This is a genomic window from Mycobacterium sp. 1245852.3 (assembly GCF_001669335.1).
Lineage (GTDB): Bacteria > Actinomycetota > Actinomycetes > Mycobacteriales > Mycobacteriaceae > Mycobacterium > Mycobacterium europaeum_A.
On the sequence record NZ_LZLL01000560.1, the window covers coordinates 1 to 16,244 of the forward strand.

15 protein-coding genes and 1 pseudogene are annotated in these 16,244 nt (G+C 70.1%); 7 read left to right on the forward strand and 9 right to left on the reverse strand.

The features are described 5' to 3' along the window. The 4 genes from treY to A9W96_RS30905 form a co-directional block, all read left to right on the forward strand. The coding region (gene treY / locus A9W96_RS26180) for a malto-oligosyltrehalose synthase (RefSeq protein WP_067144194.1) at positions 1-1,546 on the forward strand (1,546 nt) is incomplete at its 5' end. Next, complete coding sequence (gene treZ, locus A9W96_RS26185; protein ID WP_067144196.1) at positions 1,539-3,299, forward strand: malto-oligosyltrehalose trehalohydrolase; 1,761 nt, start codon at positions 1,539-1,541, stop codon at positions 3,297-3,299. The genes treY and treZ, both read left to right, overlap by 8 nt. A 17-nt stretch (positions 3,300-3,316) precedes the next feature. Next, positions 3,317-3,937 (forward strand): mismatch-specific DNA-glycosylase, encoded by a 621-nt coding sequence (locus A9W96_RS26190; protein WP_067144198.1) that lies wholly within the window; start codon positions 3,317-3,319, stop codon positions 3,935-3,937. Between the two features lie 37 nt (positions 3,938-3,974). Further along, positions 3,975-4,154: a hypothetical protein gene (locus A9W96_RS30905; RefSeq protein WP_066878254.1), complete on the forward strand. Its 180-nt coding sequence runs from the start codon at positions 3,975-3,977 to the stop codon at positions 4,152-4,154. 7 nt (positions 4,155-4,161) lie between these two features. Here the strand turns inward: A9W96_RS30905 and A9W96_RS26195 are convergent, their stop codons facing one another. Continuing rightward, positions 4,162-5,490 (reverse strand): aminotransferase class I/II-fold pyridoxal phosphate-dependent enzyme, encoded by a 1,329-nt coding sequence (locus tag A9W96_RS26195; RefSeq protein WP_067144200.1) that lies wholly within the window; start codon positions 5,488-5,490, stop codon positions 4,162-4,164. A gap of 40 nt (positions 5,491-5,530) precedes the next feature. On the opposite strand from A9W96_RS26195, the gene A9W96_RS26200 reads away from it, so the two are divergent. Next, the gene (locus A9W96_RS26200; protein ID WP_066864201.1) at positions 5,531-6,202 is read left to right on the forward strand and encodes a pyridoxamine 5'-phosphate oxidase family protein; all 672 of its coding nucleotides are present in this window, start codon (positions 5,531-5,533) and stop codon (positions 6,200-6,202) included. Here A9W96_RS26200 and A9W96_RS26205 read toward each other — a convergent pair. Genes A9W96_RS26205 through A9W96_RS26220 form a run of 4 tightly spaced genes read right to left on the reverse strand, consistent with a single transcriptional unit; the run spans position 6,182 to position 9,439 of the window. Then, positions 6,182-7,090, reverse strand: coding sequence for a phosphatase PAP2 family protein (locus A9W96_RS26205; protein WP_067144202.1), 909 nt, complete (start codon positions 7,088-7,090; stop codon positions 6,182-6,184). The two genes, A9W96_RS26200 and A9W96_RS26205, sit on opposite strands and share 21 nt — an antisense overlap. A gap of 18 nt (positions 7,091-7,108) precedes the next feature. Next, complete coding sequence (gene ilvA, locus A9W96_RS26210; RefSeq protein ID WP_066864209.1) at positions 7,109-8,392, reverse strand: threonine ammonia-lyase; 1,284 nt, start codon at positions 8,390-8,392, stop codon at positions 7,109-7,111. Positions 8,393-8,430: 38 nt separating this feature from the next. Beyond that, a complete protein-coding gene (locus tag A9W96_RS26215) occupies positions 8,431-8,868 on the reverse strand; it encodes a nitroreductase family deazaflavin-dependent oxidoreductase (RefSeq protein WP_066878280.1) in 438 nt (145 codons plus the stop codon). A gap of 10 nt (positions 8,869-8,878) precedes the next feature. Next, the gene (locus A9W96_RS26220; RefSeq protein ID WP_067144204.1) at positions 8,879-9,439 is read right to left on the reverse strand and encodes a TetR family transcriptional regulator; all 561 of its coding nucleotides are present in this window, start codon (positions 9,437-9,439) and stop codon (positions 8,879-8,881) included. A gap of 96 nt (positions 9,440-9,535) precedes the next feature. Between A9W96_RS26220 and A9W96_RS26225 the strand changes: the two genes are divergently transcribed. Both A9W96_RS26225 and A9W96_RS26230 read left to right on the forward strand, forming a co-directional pair. Continuing rightward, positions 9,536-9,943, forward strand: coding sequence for a hypothetical protein (locus A9W96_RS26225; protein ID WP_066864214.1), 408 nt, complete (start codon positions 9,536-9,538; stop codon positions 9,941-9,943). Continuing rightward, positions 9,940-11,415: an FAD-dependent oxidoreductase gene (locus tag A9W96_RS26230; RefSeq protein ID WP_067144206.1), complete on the forward strand. Its 1,476-nt coding sequence runs from the start codon at positions 9,940-9,942 to the stop codon at positions 11,413-11,415. The genes A9W96_RS26225 and A9W96_RS26230 overlap by 4 nt, the downstream gene beginning before the upstream one ends. Here the strand turns inward: A9W96_RS26230 and A9W96_RS26235 are convergent. The 4 genes and pseudogenes from A9W96_RS26235 to A9W96_RS26250 all read right to left on the reverse strand — a co-directional run. Then, the gene (locus tag A9W96_RS26235) at positions 11,412-12,197 is read right to left on the reverse strand and encodes a DUF6065 family protein (RefSeq protein ID WP_067144208.1); all 786 of its coding nucleotides are present in this window, start codon (positions 12,195-12,197) and stop codon (positions 11,412-11,414) included. The genes A9W96_RS26230 and A9W96_RS26235 overlap by 4 nt on opposite strands. Positions 12,198-12,316: 119 nt before the next feature. After that, on the reverse strand, positions 12,317-14,212 hold the full coding sequence (locus A9W96_RS26240; protein ID WP_067144210.1) for a lysophospholipid acyltransferase: 1,896 nt from the start codon (positions 14,210-14,212) through the stop codon (positions 12,317-12,319). Beyond that, complete coding sequence (gene fadD11, locus A9W96_RS26245; protein WP_067144212.1) at positions 14,209-16,035, reverse strand: fatty acid--CoA ligase FadD11; 1,827 nt, start codon at positions 16,033-16,035, stop codon at positions 14,209-14,211. Before fadD11 ends, A9W96_RS26240 begins: the two co-directional genes overlap by 4 nt. A gap of 99 nt (positions 16,036-16,134) precedes the next feature. Further along, positions 16,135-16,244: pseudogene (locus tag A9W96_RS26250) on the reverse strand (extradiol dioxygenase); the annotation flags it as partial.

The following is a 16,244-nucleotide window of genomic DNA, read 5'->3' on the forward strand; positions in this document are numbered from 1 at the left end:
GGCGTGGCTGCGCGAACTGACCGGCCCGCAAGCCTGGATCGTGATCGAGAAGATCCTGGCCGTCGACGAGGCGCTCGAGCCCACCCTGCCGGTCGGCGGCACCACCGGTTATGACGTGTTGCGCGAAATCGGCGGTGTGCTGGTGGATCCGGACGGCGCCCCCGCGCTGACCGCGCTGGTGGAATCCGCCGGGGTGGACTACGGGGCGATGCCGGACATGCTGGTGGACCTCAAGATCCGTTCGGCCACCGAAACCTTGGCAAGCGAACTGCGCCGGCTGCGTCGCAGTATCGCGGCCGCGGCCGGCGTCGACCACCCGCGGTTGCCCGAGGCGGTGGCCGCGCTGCTCACCCACATCGGGGTCTACCGCAGCGACTACCCCGGCCTGGTCGCGCTGCTGCCTACCGCGCTGGCCGAAACCCAAGCGGCCGCACCGGAATTGGGGCCCGCACTGCAGGTGCTGGCCGCGGCGCTGGCCCGCGGCGGGGAACCGGCCACCCGCCTGCAGCAGCTCTGCGGGGCCGTCACCGCCAAGGCCGTCGAGGACTGCCTGTTCTACCGCGACGCCCGGCTGGTCTCGCTGAACGAGGTGGGCGGCGAGCCGCACCGCTTCGGTGTCGGTGCCGCCGAGTTTCACCACAACGCCGCCACCCGCGCGCGGTTGTGGCCGCAGACCATGACGACGCTCACCACGCACGACACCAAGCGCGGCGAGGACGTGCGGGCCCGGATCTCGGTGCTGTCGCAGGTGCCGTCGCTGTGGACCGAGTTCCTTACCCGCTGGGAGAAACGCGCCCCCTCCCCCGATCCGGCGACCGGACAGTTCCTGTGGCAGAACATCTTCGGCGTATGGCCGGTCAGCGGCGAGGTCACCGCCGAGCTGCGCGAGCGACTGCATGCCTACGCCGAGAAGGCCATCCGCGAGGCGTCCTGGCATACCTCGTGGAACGACCCGGACGCCGAATTCGAGGACGCGGTGCACCGGTGGCTGGACAGCGTGCTCGACGGTCCGGTGGCCGGCCAGCTGACCGAGCTTGTCGCCCAACTCAATCCGCATGCCGCCAGCGACGCGCTGGCCCAGAAGCTGCTGGCGCTGACCGTGCCCGGGATTCCCGACGTGTACCAGGGAACCGAGCTGTGGGACGACAGCCTGGTAGACCCGGACAACCGCCGGGCCGTGGACTACTCGGCCCGGCGCGCCGCCCTGCAGGACTTGAAACATCCGAAAATCCGGGTCGTCACCACGGCGCTGCGTGTGCGCCGCCAGCACGCGGACACCTTCCTGCACGGCGAGTACGTCCCGATCCTGGCCAACGGCGAGGCCAGCGACCACGTGCTGGCGTTTCGCCGCGGCGAGGACATCGTGGTGGCGGTGACCCGCTGGACCGTGCGGCTGGCCGAAAGCGGCTGGGGCAATACGGTTGTGCCGCTGCCGGACGGAACCTGGAAGGACGCGCTCACCGGCGTGATCGCCGACGGCCCCACCTCGGCGGCACAATTGTTCGCCGACCTGCCCGTCGTGCTGTTGGAGCGCCACCATGACTGAATTGCAGACGACTGACTTCCGGGTCTGGGCGCCCAAGCCCGCGCTGGTTCGTCTCGACGTCGACGGCCAGACGCACGCCATGACGCGCTCGGCCGACGGTTGGTGGCATGCAAGCGTGGACACCGCGCCGGACGCCCGCTACGGCTACCTGCTCGACGACGACCCCACCGTGCTGCCCGACCCGCGCTCACCGCGCCAGCCCGAGGGCGTGCACGCCCGCTCGCAGTTGTGGGATCCGGCCGCCGCCGCGTGGACCGATACCGCGTGGGCGGGCCGCCCGGTCGAGGGCGCGGTGATCTACGAGATGCACCTCGGCACGTTCACCGAGGCGGGCACCTTCGACTCGGCCATCGACAAGCTGGACTACCTGGTCGAGCTCGGCGTGGACTTCGTCGAGCTGATGCCGGTGAATTCCTTTGCCGGCACGCATGGTTGGGGATACGACGGCGTGCTGTGGTACAGCGTGCACGAACCCTACGGCGGCCCCGACGGGCTGGTGCGCTTCATCGACGCCTGCCACGCCAAGGGGCTGGGGGTGTTGATCGACGCGGTGTTCAACCACCTCGGCCCGTCGGGCAATTATCTGCCGCGCTATGGGCCCTACCTGTCGTCGGCGAGTAACCCGTGGGGCGAGGGTATCAACATCGCCGACGCCGACTCCGACGAGGTGCGCCGCTACATCATCGGCTGCGCGCTGCGCTGGATGCGCGACTTCCATGCCGACGGCCTGCGCCTGGACGCCGTCCACGCGCTGGTGGACACCACCGCGATCCATATCCTCGAGGAGCTCGCGACCGAAACGGATTGGCTGGCCCAGCAATTGGGGCGTCCGCTGTCGCTGATCGCCGAGAGCGACCTGAACGATCCACGGCTGATCACCCCGCGCGAGCGTGGCGGCTACGGCCTGACCGGGCAGTGGGCCGACGACATTCATCACGCGATCCACACCGCGGTTTCCGGCGAGCGCCAGGGCTACTACGCCGACTTCGGCAGCCTGGCCACCCTGGCCCAGACGTTGCGCCACGGCTTCTTTCACGCCGCCACCTATTCGTCGTTCCGCCGTCGCCGGCACGGCCGGCCGCTGGACACCAGCGCGGAATCCGGCATCCCGGCCACCCGCCTGGTCGCCTACACCTGCACGCACGATCAGGTCGGCAACCGGGCCCTGGGCGATCGGCCGTCGCAGAACCTGACCGGCGGCCAGCTGGCGATCAAGGCCGCGCTCGTCCTCGGATCTCCTTACACCACCATGCTTTTCATGGGTGAGGAATATGCGGCGTCGACCCCGTTCCAGTTCTTCAGCTCGCACCCCGAGCCGGAACTGGCGAAGGCCACCGCCGAGGGACGCAAGGCCGAGTTCGCCGAACACGGCTGGGACGCCGACGAGATTCCCGACCCGCAGGACCCGCAGACGTTCGCCGACTCCAAGCTGGATTGGGCCGAGGTCGACACCGGCGAGCACGCCCGGCTGCACCGCCTCTACCGCGACCTGATCGCGTTGCGGCGCGAGGATCCCGACCTCGCCGACCCCTGGCTGGAGAACCTGACCGTCGACTACGACGAGGACCAAGGCTGGATCGTCGTCGCGCGCGGACGGTTGCGCATCGTGTGCAACCTGGGCGCCGAGCAGGTGCGCGTCCCGGTCACCGGTGAGCTGGTGCTGGCCTGGGACGAGCCGGCGGTTCATCCCGACAGCACCGAGCTGCCTGGGCATTCATTCGCGATATTGCGGAGCACGGGTGGCTCCGGCTGAGCGCGCTTCGTCCGACCATGGATGAGCTCCGCTTCACCCGGGAGGAACTGAAGCGATTCCACGGCAGCACCGTGCCCGACCTGATCTCCGAGCAGGTCCGACTGCTGTTCGTGGGCATTAATCCCGGCCTGCGAACCGCTGCCGTACAAGCACATTTCGCGCCGCGCGGCAATCGGTTCTGGCCGGCGTTGTACCGCGCCGGCATCACCGATCACTTGATCGACGCCTCGTCAGGGTTTGCGCCGGACGACTGGAAATACCTGGTGCGGCGCGGGATCGGCATTACCAACCTGGTCGACAGGGCGACCGCGGGCGCCGACGAGCTCACCGCCGCCGAACTGATCAACGGCAGGCGGAAACTGGACCGGATGGTTGAAAAGTTCGTCCCGCGTGTCGTCGCAGTCCTCGGGATCACCGCATACCGAGACGCTTTCGGTCAGCGCCGCGCCGAGGCGGGCAAGCAAGCGTCGCCGTATGACGCAACCGAACTGTGGGTGGTTCCCAACCCAAGTGGCCGCAACGCTCATTCGACGTTGTCGAGCCTGGCGGCCGCATACGGCGAAGTTGCTAAAGCCGCCGGAATCCTCGCAGATTCTTCATCGCGATTCTCTCGACGTGAACGGGCTGTGGACAACTGAATAGCGGCCGGGTGGGCTGACCCCCGATGATGCCGCCATGAGTCAATCTGAATTCGGCCACCCACTGCGACGCATCTGCCGGCGCAAGCCGAGCCGCCGCGCCCCAAATCCGCCGTCGGGCCGGAACGCCGTGCGCCATGACATGCCGCCGCATCCCGGCATTGAGCTGTTGTGGAGCGGTCCCGGACCAGGCGCCAACGACGACGAGGGCGCCTGAGCGGCGGCTACACGATGGCCCGGCCGGCCGGGCGCACCGCCCGGGCGACCGCGTCGGCGAGCGGATCGATCTCGTCGGCGGTCAGCCCGGAGATCGTGATGCGGATGCCCGCCGGCGTGTGCATCCGGAACCGGCTGCCCGGTGCGGCCGCCCAGCCCGCGGCGAGCAGGCGCGACACGGCGACCGCCTCGTCGGGAACCGGCACCCACACGTTGAGCCCGGAGCGCCCGTGCGCCTCGACGCCGCGCTCGGCCAGGGCATCGCAAAGGCGGGTTCGGCTTTGGGCGTAGTCCCGCTCGGCGGTCGCCACCAGCTGCGCCGCCGCCGGGTCGGACCACAAGTCGACGGCCAGCCGCTGCAGGATGTGGCTCACCCAGCCCGGCCCGAGCCGCAACCGGCCGTGCACCCGCTCGACGGTGCGACGGTCGCCGGCAAGCACGGCCACCCGCAGGTCGGGGCCGTAGGCCTTGGACGCCGAGCGGACGAACGCCCAGTGCGCGGTGCGGCCGGCCAGGGTGTGCAGCGGTGCGCCGGAGATGCCGGCGCAGTGGTCGTCTTCCACCACCAGCAGGTCGTCGGCTCGCCGCGCCAACAGCGCGCCCAGCGCAGCGGCACGATCGGCGGAAAACGCGGCTCCCGTGGGGTTTTGGGCGCGGTTGGTGAGCACCAGCGCGCGCACCCCGCCACCCAGCGCGCGGGCCAAATCGTCGGGCAGCGGGCCGTCGTCGTCGACCCGCACCGGTTCTGCCGAAAGACCCAGTGCGGCAAGCAGATCGAGAAGGTTGGCCCAGCCCGGATCCTCGACGGCCACGCGATCGCCGGGCCGCAGGTGCGCGGTGAGCGCGCGTTCGATGCCATCCAGCGCGCCGCTGGTCACCGCCAGGTGGTCGGCGGGGACCCCGTCGGCGGACAGCGCGCGGCGGGCGAACTCCCCCAGCGCCGCCGAGACGGCCGGCTCGCCGTAGAGCACCGGTGGCTTCGCGTCCGGGCCGGGCGGCGACGCGCCCGCGATGGGCAACAGGGCGGGGTGCGGATTTCCGGTGGACAGGTCGCGCACGCCGGCGGGCACGTCCAGCCCGAGCAGCGAGCGCGGGGTGGTCGCCGGGCGATGGCGCACGCGGGTGCCGCGCCGGCCGGCGGTCTCGACGGCACCGCGCTGACGCAGCAGGCGGTAGGCGGCGGCGGCGGTGTTGGCGTTGACGCCGAGCTGGGTGGCCAGCTCCCGCACCGGCGGTAGCGCGTCGCCGGGCGCCAAAGCGCCGCCCGATATCGCCGCCTCGACGCTGGCGGCTATGGACTCCGCGCCGGTTCCGGTTATGCTGTTTTGTACTGGCACGCAATATATTATGTACTAGAACAAATCTGAGGGCAACGCCGTGGACACCGCATACCAACCGACCGCACGCACCACGCCGACCCGCTACCGGGAGCGGGCGCACTACGACCGGCCCACGGTGCACGCCATCCTGGACGAGGCGCTGATCTGCCACCTGGGCTACCTGAGCGCCGGTCGACCGGTGGTCTTGCCCACCACGCACGCCCGGCTCGACGAAACGCTCTACCTGCACGGTTCGTCCGGCGGCGGCCCGGTGCTGGCGGCGAAGGCGGCCGAAGCCGCGGGGTCGGGCCTGCCGGTCTGCGTCACCGCGACCCTGGTCGACGGTCTGGTGCTGGCCCGCTCGGCCATGCACCACTCGGTGAATTTCCGCTCGGTGGTGGTGCTGGGCGATGCGCGCGTGGTGGACGATCCGGCGGAGAAGTCGCGGGCGCTGGGCGGCCTGCTGGATCACATCGCGCCGGGGCGCGCCGCCGACTGCCGAGCCCCAGATGCGCGCGAGCTCGCCGCGACCGGGGTGCTCGCCCTCGACCTCGTCGAGGTGTCGGCGAAGGTGCGCAGCGGCCCGCCGGCCGACGATCCGCAGGACCTGTCGCTGCCCCATTGGGCGGGCGTGCTGCCGCTGAGCCTGACGGCCGGGCCGCCCGTGCCGGCCGGCGACCTGACTCCGGGCACCGCCGTGCCGGCGTACTTACGGGGTGACCGACGCTGAGCCGCGTGCCCGTCGGGTGTCGTCCCACCAGGAGCCGACGAGCATGACGGTGCCGGCCCAGGCCATCCCCAGCAGCCAGCCCGACAGCACATCGCTGACGTAGTGGACCCCCAGATAAACGCGGGAAAATCCGACCACGAACGTCACGGCGGTGGCCATCGCCCAGACGATCACCCGCCCGGTCCACCACGAGACGAGCCAGCGGGTCAGCAGCCACGCGGAGATGACCATGCTCGCGGCGGTGCCGGTCGCGTGCCCGGACGGAAACGAATAGCCGTCCGCGTCGACCAGGGCGAACGGCAGGGCCGGGCGTTGCCGGCCCACCAAGACCTTCGCCGTGAACAGCACCAGGGGGATGCCCACACCGGCAACCAGTGCCAGCACCACGGGCCGCCACGACCGGCACCGCCAACCGGCGACCACCGAGATCGGCAAGGCGACCGCGGCCAGGAAAAGCGGACTCCCCGCGCCGGTCACCACCCTCAGGGCGGTGGTCAGCCACAGATCCCGGTGGGTGGCGAGCCACCGCGTCGTCGGTTGGTCGAATCCGGCGATGCCGTCGCCCTCGAGCACGTCGTCGAGCACCTCGGTGAAGCCGACCGCCAGCGCCACGACGACGAGCAGCCCGAGGGTCAACGCCAACCCGGCGACCTCGCTCACCCGCAACCGGCGCGCCAGCGCCCGTTCCCTGGCGCCGATCCGGTCGCGCAGCCAGGTCAGCGTCTCACCGATCACGGCGTTGTGGGACACCTTGTCCCACAACGCGATTAGCAGGGGCCCGCGCCGAGCGATCCATATCGCCGCCCACACCAGCAGGACGAGACACGCCACCAATCCGGCGCTGACCGGGCCGAAACCGCTGGTGCCGGGTCCATATGGCGGGCGCATCTATCGCGGCCCCGGCCGCTAAAGCAGCAGGTAGCGGTAGGCCGGCGAGCCGGGTTTCAGGGTCTCGACGTGCAACTCGGTCGCACGCATCCGGGCCAGCAGGCCGTCCAGGTCGGCGGAGGACCCCAGCTGGATGCCGACCAGCGCCTCGCCGGTCTCCCGGTTGTTGCGCTTGACGTACTCGAACAGGGTGATGTCGTCGTTCGGTCCGAGCACGGTGTCCAGGAAGCGGCGCAGCGCGCCGGGCTCCTGGGGGAAGTCCACCAGGAAGTAGTGCTTGAGGCCGAGGTGCACCAGCGAGCGTTCGAGCACTTCGCCGTACCGCGACACGTCGTTGTTGCCGCCCGAGATCAGGCACACCACCGTCGAACCGGGCTCGATGTCGGCGTCGAGCAATCCGGTGACCGACAGCGCGCCCGCCGGCTCGGCGATGATGCCCTCGTTCTGGTAGAGGTCGAGCATCGCGGTGCACACCGCGCCCTCGTCGACCGCGGTGATCGAGACCATGTCGCCGGCGGCCGCCAGCGCGGCGTAGGTCAGGTCACCGGCCCGCCGCACCGCGGCGCCGTCGACGAACTGGTCGACGTCTTCCAGCGTCACCGGCTCCCCGGCCGACAGCGCGGCCATCATCGCCGCGGCGCCGGCCGGCTCGACGCCCAGCACCGAGGTGTTGCGCGTCCGCTCGGCGAGGTAGGTGGTGATGCCGGCGATGCAGCCGCCGCCGCCCACCGGGACCACCACCAGGTCCGGCTCGGCGCCGAGCTGATCGAGTAGTTCGGCGGCGATGGTGCCCTGGCCCGCCATGGTCCGCAGGTCGTCATAGGGCGGCACCAACGTGGCGCCGGTGCTCGCCACGTCGGCCAGGGCCGCCTCGGCGGCCAGGTCGTAGGTGCTGCCACCGACGATCAGGTCGATGAAGTCGCCGCCGTGGTAGCGGATCCGGTCGCGCTTCTGCATCGGCGTCTTGGCCGGCACGTAGACGCGGCCGTGCACCTGCAGCATCCGGCACGCGTAGGCGAAGCCCTGCGCGTGGTTGCCCGCCGACGAACACACCACCCCAGCCGCCAGCTCCGCCTCGGTCAGCTGGACCAGCAGGTTGTAGGCGCCGCGCAGCTTGTAGGAGCGCACGATCTGCAGGTCCTCGCGCTTGAGGTAGACCTGCGCGCCGGTGATCGCCGACAACCGGTCGCTGAACTGCAGCGGGGTCGGCGTGACCACCGCGGCGATCCGCTTGGCCGCGCCGTCGATGTCAGCCGCGGACAGCGGCGAGACGCTCGGACTCTGGCTCAATTCGGCGGACACTGATCAATGGTGCCACGGCGGCCGACCAACTCCGGAATTCAGTCGACCGGGGTCAGCACGAACACCGGGATCTGACGGTCGGTCTTGGTCTGGTACTCGGCGTAGTCGGGCCAGGCCGCCACGGCGCGCTCCCACCAGGTCGCCTTCTCGTCGCCGAAGACCTCGCGGGCGTCGTAATCGCGGGTCACCGAGCCGTCCTGCAGCTCGACGCGGGGATTCTTCTTGATGTTGTAGTACCAGACCGGATGTTTCGGCGCCCCGCCCAAGGAGGCGACGACCGCGTACTGGCCGTCGTGCTCGACGCGCATCAGCGGCGTCTTGCGCAGTTTGCCGGTCTTGGCGCCGACCGTGGTCAGCAGGATGATCGGCTTGCCCTTCATGTCGGCGGCCTCGGCGCCCCCCGACTCGGCGTATTTGTCAGCTTGCTCGCGAGACCAATCCAACGGCGACGGTTCGTATTCTCCGGTAAGCGGCATGCCAGTCACTCTAGGCGCGGGTCGAGCCGGCGAGGTAGTGCGCCAGCACCGGGCGCAGCCATTCGGTCAGCGTCGCGTCGTCCATCGCGACCAGCGCGGGTACCCCAACGACATTGCGCGCCATGGCGATTCCCAGCACCTGCGATCCCACCATCGCGGTCCGCTCGGCGGCCCGGTCGGGGGTGATGGTGGTCAGCGCCGGGGCGACCTTTTCGACGAACACCTCCAGTAGCGCGTCGGCGGCGACCCGGTTGGTCGCGGCCGCGCGCAGCAGCGGCAGGAACGGCCCGCCCGGATCCCATACCCGGATGAGGAACGGCACCAGGATGTCGGCGATGCGTCCCGGGGCGACGCCGGTGAGGTCGGGGAAGGTGATCTCGAGCCGCGAGACCGCGGCGAACAGGTCGGCCTTGTTGCCGAAGTAGTGCATGACGAGCGCCGGGTCGACGCCGGCCTCGGCCGCGATCGCACGGATGGTGGTCCGCTCGAAGCCGTGGGTGGAGAACAGGGTCCGCGCGGCGCTCAGGATCGTCGCGCGGGTGACCTTGCCGTCGCGGGTCTTACCGGGCATGCCGAAATTCTAGTTCAACAACTGTTGACATGGCTAGCGGCCCGGCTTACGTTGATTTCAACAGTTGTTGAATCGGCTCGGCGAGGAGACCCAGACATGACCGTAACCGTCATCCAGGTCGGGCTGGATCCCGACGTCATCGACTACTCGTCGCCGGAGTTCGCCCAGTTCGCGGGCCTGTCGCGGGACGCGCTGCGGGCGGCCAACGACGACAACGTCGCAGGCCTGCGCGCGGCGGGCTACCGGGTGGACAACTGCCTGATCGACTTCGGCACCGCCGGCGCCGACAAGGCCGCCGCGTGGCTGCGCGCCAAGCGTTACGACGCCGTGCTGATCGGCGCCGGGATCCGCCTGGTCGCCGCCAACACCCTGCTGTTCGAGTCGATCGTCAACATCGCGCACACCACCCAGCCCGGTTGCCGCTTCGTCTTCAACCACGCCGCGCAAGCCACCCCCGGCGACATCCGTCGCTGGTACCCGCAACCGGAAGGAGCGATCCGATGAGTACAACCACGGTTCACGAGGTCGACGTCCTGGTCGTGGGCGCGGGCCCCACCGGCCTGACCGCCGCGGGCGACCTGGCCCGCGCCGGGCGGTCGGTGACCGTGCTGGAGCGCTGGCCCGCCGAGAACCCGACCAGCCGCGCGTTCGCCGTCATGCCCCGGACTCTGGAGCTCCTCGACGCGCGCGGCGCGGCCGACGAGCTGCTCGCGATCGGGCAGCGCGGACCGGACGTGACGCTGTTCGCCAAGGCCCGCCTCGACCTGACCCGGCTCGACTCGGCCTACCCGTTCGTCCTGATCACCCCGCAGACCAACGTCGACGCCGCGCTGCGCCGCTACGCGGTGGCCGAGGGGGCCGACATCCGGCGCGGCGTCGAGGTGGTCGCGCTCGCGCAGGACGCCGCGGGCGTCACCGTCACCGCCGGACCCAAGGGCGACGGCGATCCCGCCCACCGGCAGACGTGGCGGGCGCGGTATCTGGTCGGCGCCGACGGCGCCCACAGCACCGTCCGGACGCTGCTGGGCGCCGACTTCCCCGGCAAGACGGTGCTGACCTCGTTGATGCTGGCCGACGTCAAGCTGGCCCACGGCCCGGCCCGCGGCGGGCTGGTGGTGGGCACCACCGGTGACGTGCTGGGTTTCCTGGCTCCCTACAACCGGCACGACGCGGACGGCTCGTGGTACCGCGCCCTGGTGTGGGACCGCAACCACCAACTGCCCGACGACGCGCCCGTCGACGACGCCGAGATCGTCGACGTCCTCGCCCGCGCCATGGGCACCGACTTCGGTGTGACCCAGATCGGCTGGAAGTCGCGATTCCATTGCGACGAAAGGCAAGTCGCGCAGTACCGGCACGGCCGGGTGTTCCTGGCCGGCGACGCCGCGCACGTGCACTCCCCGATGGGCGGCCAGGGCATGAACACCGGCATCCAGGACGCCGCGAACCTGGCCTGGAAGCTCGATGCCGTGCTCGGCGGGGCCGACGACGCGCTGCTGGACACCTACCACAGCGAACGCCACCCGATCGGCAAGCGGGTGCTGGTGCAGTCGGGGATGATCGCCCGCGCCGCGACGCTGCATCGGCGGCCCGCGATCTGGCTGCGTAACCTGTTGGCGCCCAACCTGCTTCGCCTTCCCGCCGTGCACGACTTGGTGGCCGGCAGTTTCGCGGGCACCGGGTTGCGGTACGGCCGGCGCGGGCTGGTCGGCACCCGGGCCGCCGCGATCCCCCTCGTCGAGGGACGGTTGACGCAGCTGCAGCGCGGTGGCAACTACGTCTTCATCCGCGAATACGGCGCCGCCCCGGTCGAGGCGCCCGGAATGGTGCAGGCCGAGCGGGCCGACCACGGCCCCGCCGTGGTGGTGCGTCCCGACGGGTACATCGCGTGGGCCGGCGCATCGGCGCAGGCGCCGGAGGCGATCAGCAACGCGGCGGTGGGCAATTCCCTTGCCCGCGCGGTGATTTCGCGCTAGTCCGCGTTCTCGGGCTGCTGCGCGACGAACGACCGGAGTCGGCGGCGGGTCTGGTGGTCGTCCGCGCCGGGCTCGCCGTCGCTGTGCCGGCCGCGCGTGTAATCGCCCTGCCACGGCACCTTCTCGTTGGCCGCACCGGCCGCGGCCTCCTGTTCACGGCCCAGCGCGCCGCGCGAGCCGAGGAAGTGCTCGTGCTTGCGGTGCAGCTCCTCGTCGGATTCGATGGGCCGCAGCTCAGGCGCGAACTCCTCCAGCTCGGCCCGGCGCTGCGGCACGATCATGCAGATCGGCTCGTCGATCTCGAATCGCACCGGCATGAACTCCCGGGTGAATTTCCAGTTCATGCTGAAACTCGAGCTGGACCAATCGGTTTCGACGATGCCCTCCAGCGGGGAGATGGCGTCCTTCGGATGATTGGCCGGTCCGCGAACCAGCAGGTTGTAGCCCGGCGGGGTGCGGAACAGGATGGGCAGGTGCCAGGTCAGGATGCCGTAGCCGAAGTGGCTCGACGGCAGGAACTGACCGCTGTCGCGGGTGTCGGGCGCGATCATCAGGTTGGTGCGGTCATTGCCGCCCATCCAGGTCGCGGTGAACGCGCTGCGGTTGCGCACCTCCCAGCCGCTCTGGTTGGCGATCAGCATCGGCAGACACCGGTGCGGCCAGCCCTGGCGGATCTCCGACATCCACTCCCGGCCGATCGGCGCGGGGCTGATCGGCGGTGCGATGTCGTGGGTGATGTACCCGATCAGGGGGCGGGGTTGCCCGCTGGATTTCTCAGTCATCACATCCTCGCTTCACCGGCCGCTGGTGAACACCGCCGACCCTCATCCACGTCGCCAACGCACTATCGCGACCAAACGTTAACGGTCTGTGAACCGCACCGCCCGCCGAGAGCGAGCGATCACTGGGTCCTGGCCAGCTCCGCAATGGTGTTCACCCGGCGGACGGCCGCGGCGATCTCCTCGGCGAACTCACGGCGCCGCCGGGCGATATCCAGGTCCGCCACGCCGTCGACCAGTTCACGATGCCGGGCCAATCGCAGCGCGGTCTTGAACAACTCCATCGACCTCGACTCGGCGCTGGCGATCCTGCGTTGCAGCTCCCACTGCTTGCCCACCTCGAGACATTCGGCGAGAAACGCGTCCTCGTCGAACGATTCGTCGTCGTAGTCGGCGAGCCGGTCGGCGACGATGTGGTAGGCGTCGAGGAACGGGCGCAGCACGAGGTGCGCCAGCAGCACGTCGGCCTTTTCCAGCAGGCCGCGCACGTCGCCCGCGCTGGCCGCCTTGCTGGTGTCATCCACCCGCCCGAGCAGGCGGACCTCGTCGGCGAGCTCCTTCTCGAATTGCGCTCGCGCGGAGAACAAAAACTCGAACTTCAGCAATTCGCGCAACTTCAGCGCCTCATCGCGCACGGCGCTCGGCTGGACCAGCCCGTCCACCGAGCCCTCGGCGTCCTCGGTCGCGGCCAGCAGCGCGGTCTCGGCGATCGCGCGATCGACCACGATGTGAATGGCGGCGTTGCGGTAGAAGGCGGCGACCAGGTGCTGTTCGGCCCCGATGCCCCAGACCGGTTCGGTGCCGGCGTCGTACACGCTGACCACGCCGGAGGCCACCAGCTGGTGCAGGGTCCAGCGGATGGTCGAGCGGTTGGTCAGGTCGGCGGCGCCGGCCACCTTCCAGTTGCGCGCCGCGATGTAGCTCGCCAGCGGGCGCACGGTGGCCAGCACCTCGCTGATGGACAGCGAGCGGTCGGCGCCCAGCAGTGCGAGGCTCACCACCGCGGTCGGGGTGACGGGCGTGGCGCGGTTGATCCGGTGTTCGACGTCCAGCGCGATGCGTTCGATCTCGGTGCTGGCGCCGGACTCTTGCAAGGCGCGCAACTCCTCGAGGCGCTTGCGCAGCGGCAGTGGTTCACCGAAGTCCAGGTACGCGCGGCCGAGCCGCTCACCCTGCTGGCGCGCCAGCCGGATCAGGAAGCGGAAGTCTTCGGGCCGCTTCGTCGCACCGTAGGCCTCGGTGGTCATGGCCTCCACCTCGTGCAGCTGGTCGTACACGATCGACGTCGGCACCAGATACACCTCGGGGCCGTCGATTTCGTCGACGGCGTCGCTGATGTAGCGCAGAATCCCGAACACCGGCGGGCGCAGCTTGCCCGTCCTGGTCCGGCCGCCCTCGATGGACCAGGTCAGGTTGGCGTGGTTTTGCACCAGCTGCGCGGCGTACGCGCGCAACACGAAGCGGTAGACGGGAATGTCCTTCGTCTGGCGCCGGATGAAGATGGTTCCGGTGCGCTTGGCCCAGGCGCCCATCGGGAAGAAATTCAGGTTGGCGCCGCCGAAGGTGAGCGCGGGCGATAACCGGTTGGCCTGGATCACCTCGGGCAGCAGCAGCCCATCCAGATAGGAGCGATGCGAAAAGGCAAACGCCAGTGTGGCTTTGCGGTCCAGCTTGCGCAGCTGGGCGATCTGGTCCTCGTCGGTCAGCACGTCGTAGGCGCGCATCAGCCAGCAACTGAAGCTGCGCCAGGCCTTCACCGCCCGCTCGTCGAGCGAGGGCGCCATCTCGCGCAGGTAGCTTGCGGCCTCGGCGCGCACGCTGTCCAGCTCGCGCCCCAGCTCGTGGGCCAGCTTGCCCAGCCGCTCGTCATACCATGGCGCGCCCAGCAAATCGGCGACCTCGGCCGGGTCGGTCGACAGCGGCGACGTCGATTCCTCGACGATGCCGGTGCGCTGCAACAGCTTTCGTAGCCCCACCCGGCCCATTTCGCGGGCCGCGCCCGCCGGTCCCCCGATCATGCCGGCTGCACCGATGCGGTCTCGGCGGGCTCGTGCACGTCCGGATGCAATTCGGGCGCGTAGAGCTGCTCGATCTCCTCGGCGTATTTCGCCATGATCGGCTTGCGCTTGAGCTTCATGGTCAGCGTGATCTCGTCACCGCCGGGCTCCCACAGGGTGGGCAGCACGCGAAATCTCTTGATTTGTTCCACCCGGGACAGTTTCTCGTTGCCCGCGGCCACCCCGGCGGCGATCTGCGCGATGACCTCCGGGTCGGCCGCCAGCGCGGCCGGCGAGGCGTCGGACAGGCCGCGCTGGGCGGCATACGGGCCGACCGAGTCGGCGTCGAAGACCATCAGCGCGGTGTTGTAGGGCCGCCCCTCGCCGATGGCGATCATCACCCCGACCATGGGACACGCGGCCAGGATGGCGTTTTCGATGTTGGCCGGCGACATGTTTTTTCCGGCGGCGTTGATGATCAGCTCCTTCTTGCGGTCGACGATGCGCAGGTAGCCGTCGGCGTCGAGCTCGATGATGTCGCCGGTGTGCAGCCAACCGTCGGCGTCGATCGCCTCGGCGGTCTTCGCCGGTTCCTTGCGGTAGCCCTTCATCACCAGCGGACCGCGGACCAGAAATTCGCCGTCCTCGGCGACCCTGCCCTCCAAGCCGGGCAGCAGCTTGCCCACGGTGCCCAGCCGCGTGTCGTCCGGATGTGCCACGCTGGCAGCGCAACTGAGCTCCGACATGCCCCAGACCTCGCTGATCGGGATGCCTATCCCCGCGAAGAACGCCAGTGTCTCCTTGGGGATCGGCGCGGCGCCGGACACGGCCCAGCGCAGTTCGCCGAACCCAAGCCGCTCGCGCAGCTTGGACAGCACCAGCTCATCGGCTTTGGCCCACTCGGCGGTCAGCTCGGCCGGCTCGGGCTCGCCGCCCGCCAGCGCGGCGGCGCGCCTGGCGGCCACCGACATCGCCCATTGCAGCGCCTGGCGTTTGACGTCGTCGGCCTCGCTGGCGACGACGAATTCGATTGCCGCCTTGAGCTTTTCCCACACCCGAGGCACCGCGGCCCAGACCGTGGGCCGCACGTCGGGCAGCGCCGCCGCCACAGCGCGCGCGTCGTCGACGGCGGTCACCTGGGTGCCGAACACCTCCAGCGGGTACAGGGCCATCATCCGGTCGGCAATGTGCGCCGAGGGCAGATACGACGTGGTCCGGTCACCGAACCGGCTGCCAAGCACGGCATCGAGCCCGTGCGCCTCGAACAGCAGGCTGGCGTGCGTCATCTCCACGCCCTTGGGGTTGCCGGTGGTCCCGGAGGTGTAGATGAGCGTGACGACGTCCTCGGGTTGCACCGCCCGCCAGGTGGCCTGGAAGTCGAAATCCGTGCGCGCGGCGGCATACAGGTCGTCCACCGAGATGGCGCCGGGCGGCGAACCGTCGATGCACACGATGTGCTCGATGGGTGCACCGCTGGCGCGAATGCGGTCCACGTACTGCTCCTCGCAGATCGCTACCTTGGTGCCGGCGTTGTTGAACAGGTAGGTCAGCTGCTCGGCGGGCAACGTGTTGTACACCGAAAACGATGTGGCCCCAAGGTGTTGGGCGCCGATCTCAAACGGGTAGAACTCGATCCGGTTCGCCATCATCAGCGACACCGTGTCGCCCCGCCGGACCCCAAGACCGGCCAGGCCGGCGGCGACCTTGCGCACCTGCTCCGCAAGTTCCCGCCACGTCAACGTCCGGGCGCCGCCGGGCGTCCGGAGCGCAACGGCCTCGGGGTCGATCGACGCGGTGCGCTGGAACGCCTCGCACAAGGTGGCCGGGGCCTGCCCTGTCGTCATGTCCGTCCTCCTCGCCGCCGCATCAGCATCGCCTTCGTGAGCCTACGTCCGAGCACAGGGGCGGGGAACATATCGCGCGACTTCGCCGGCGGGGCCGGGTCACGACCCGGGGCGCCACAGCTGCACCGTGCTCGTCGCGCCGCCGGGCAGCTCGACCAGCTCGATCGGCGTGCCGTCCGGGTCGTAGACGAAGAACATCCGCACTCCCC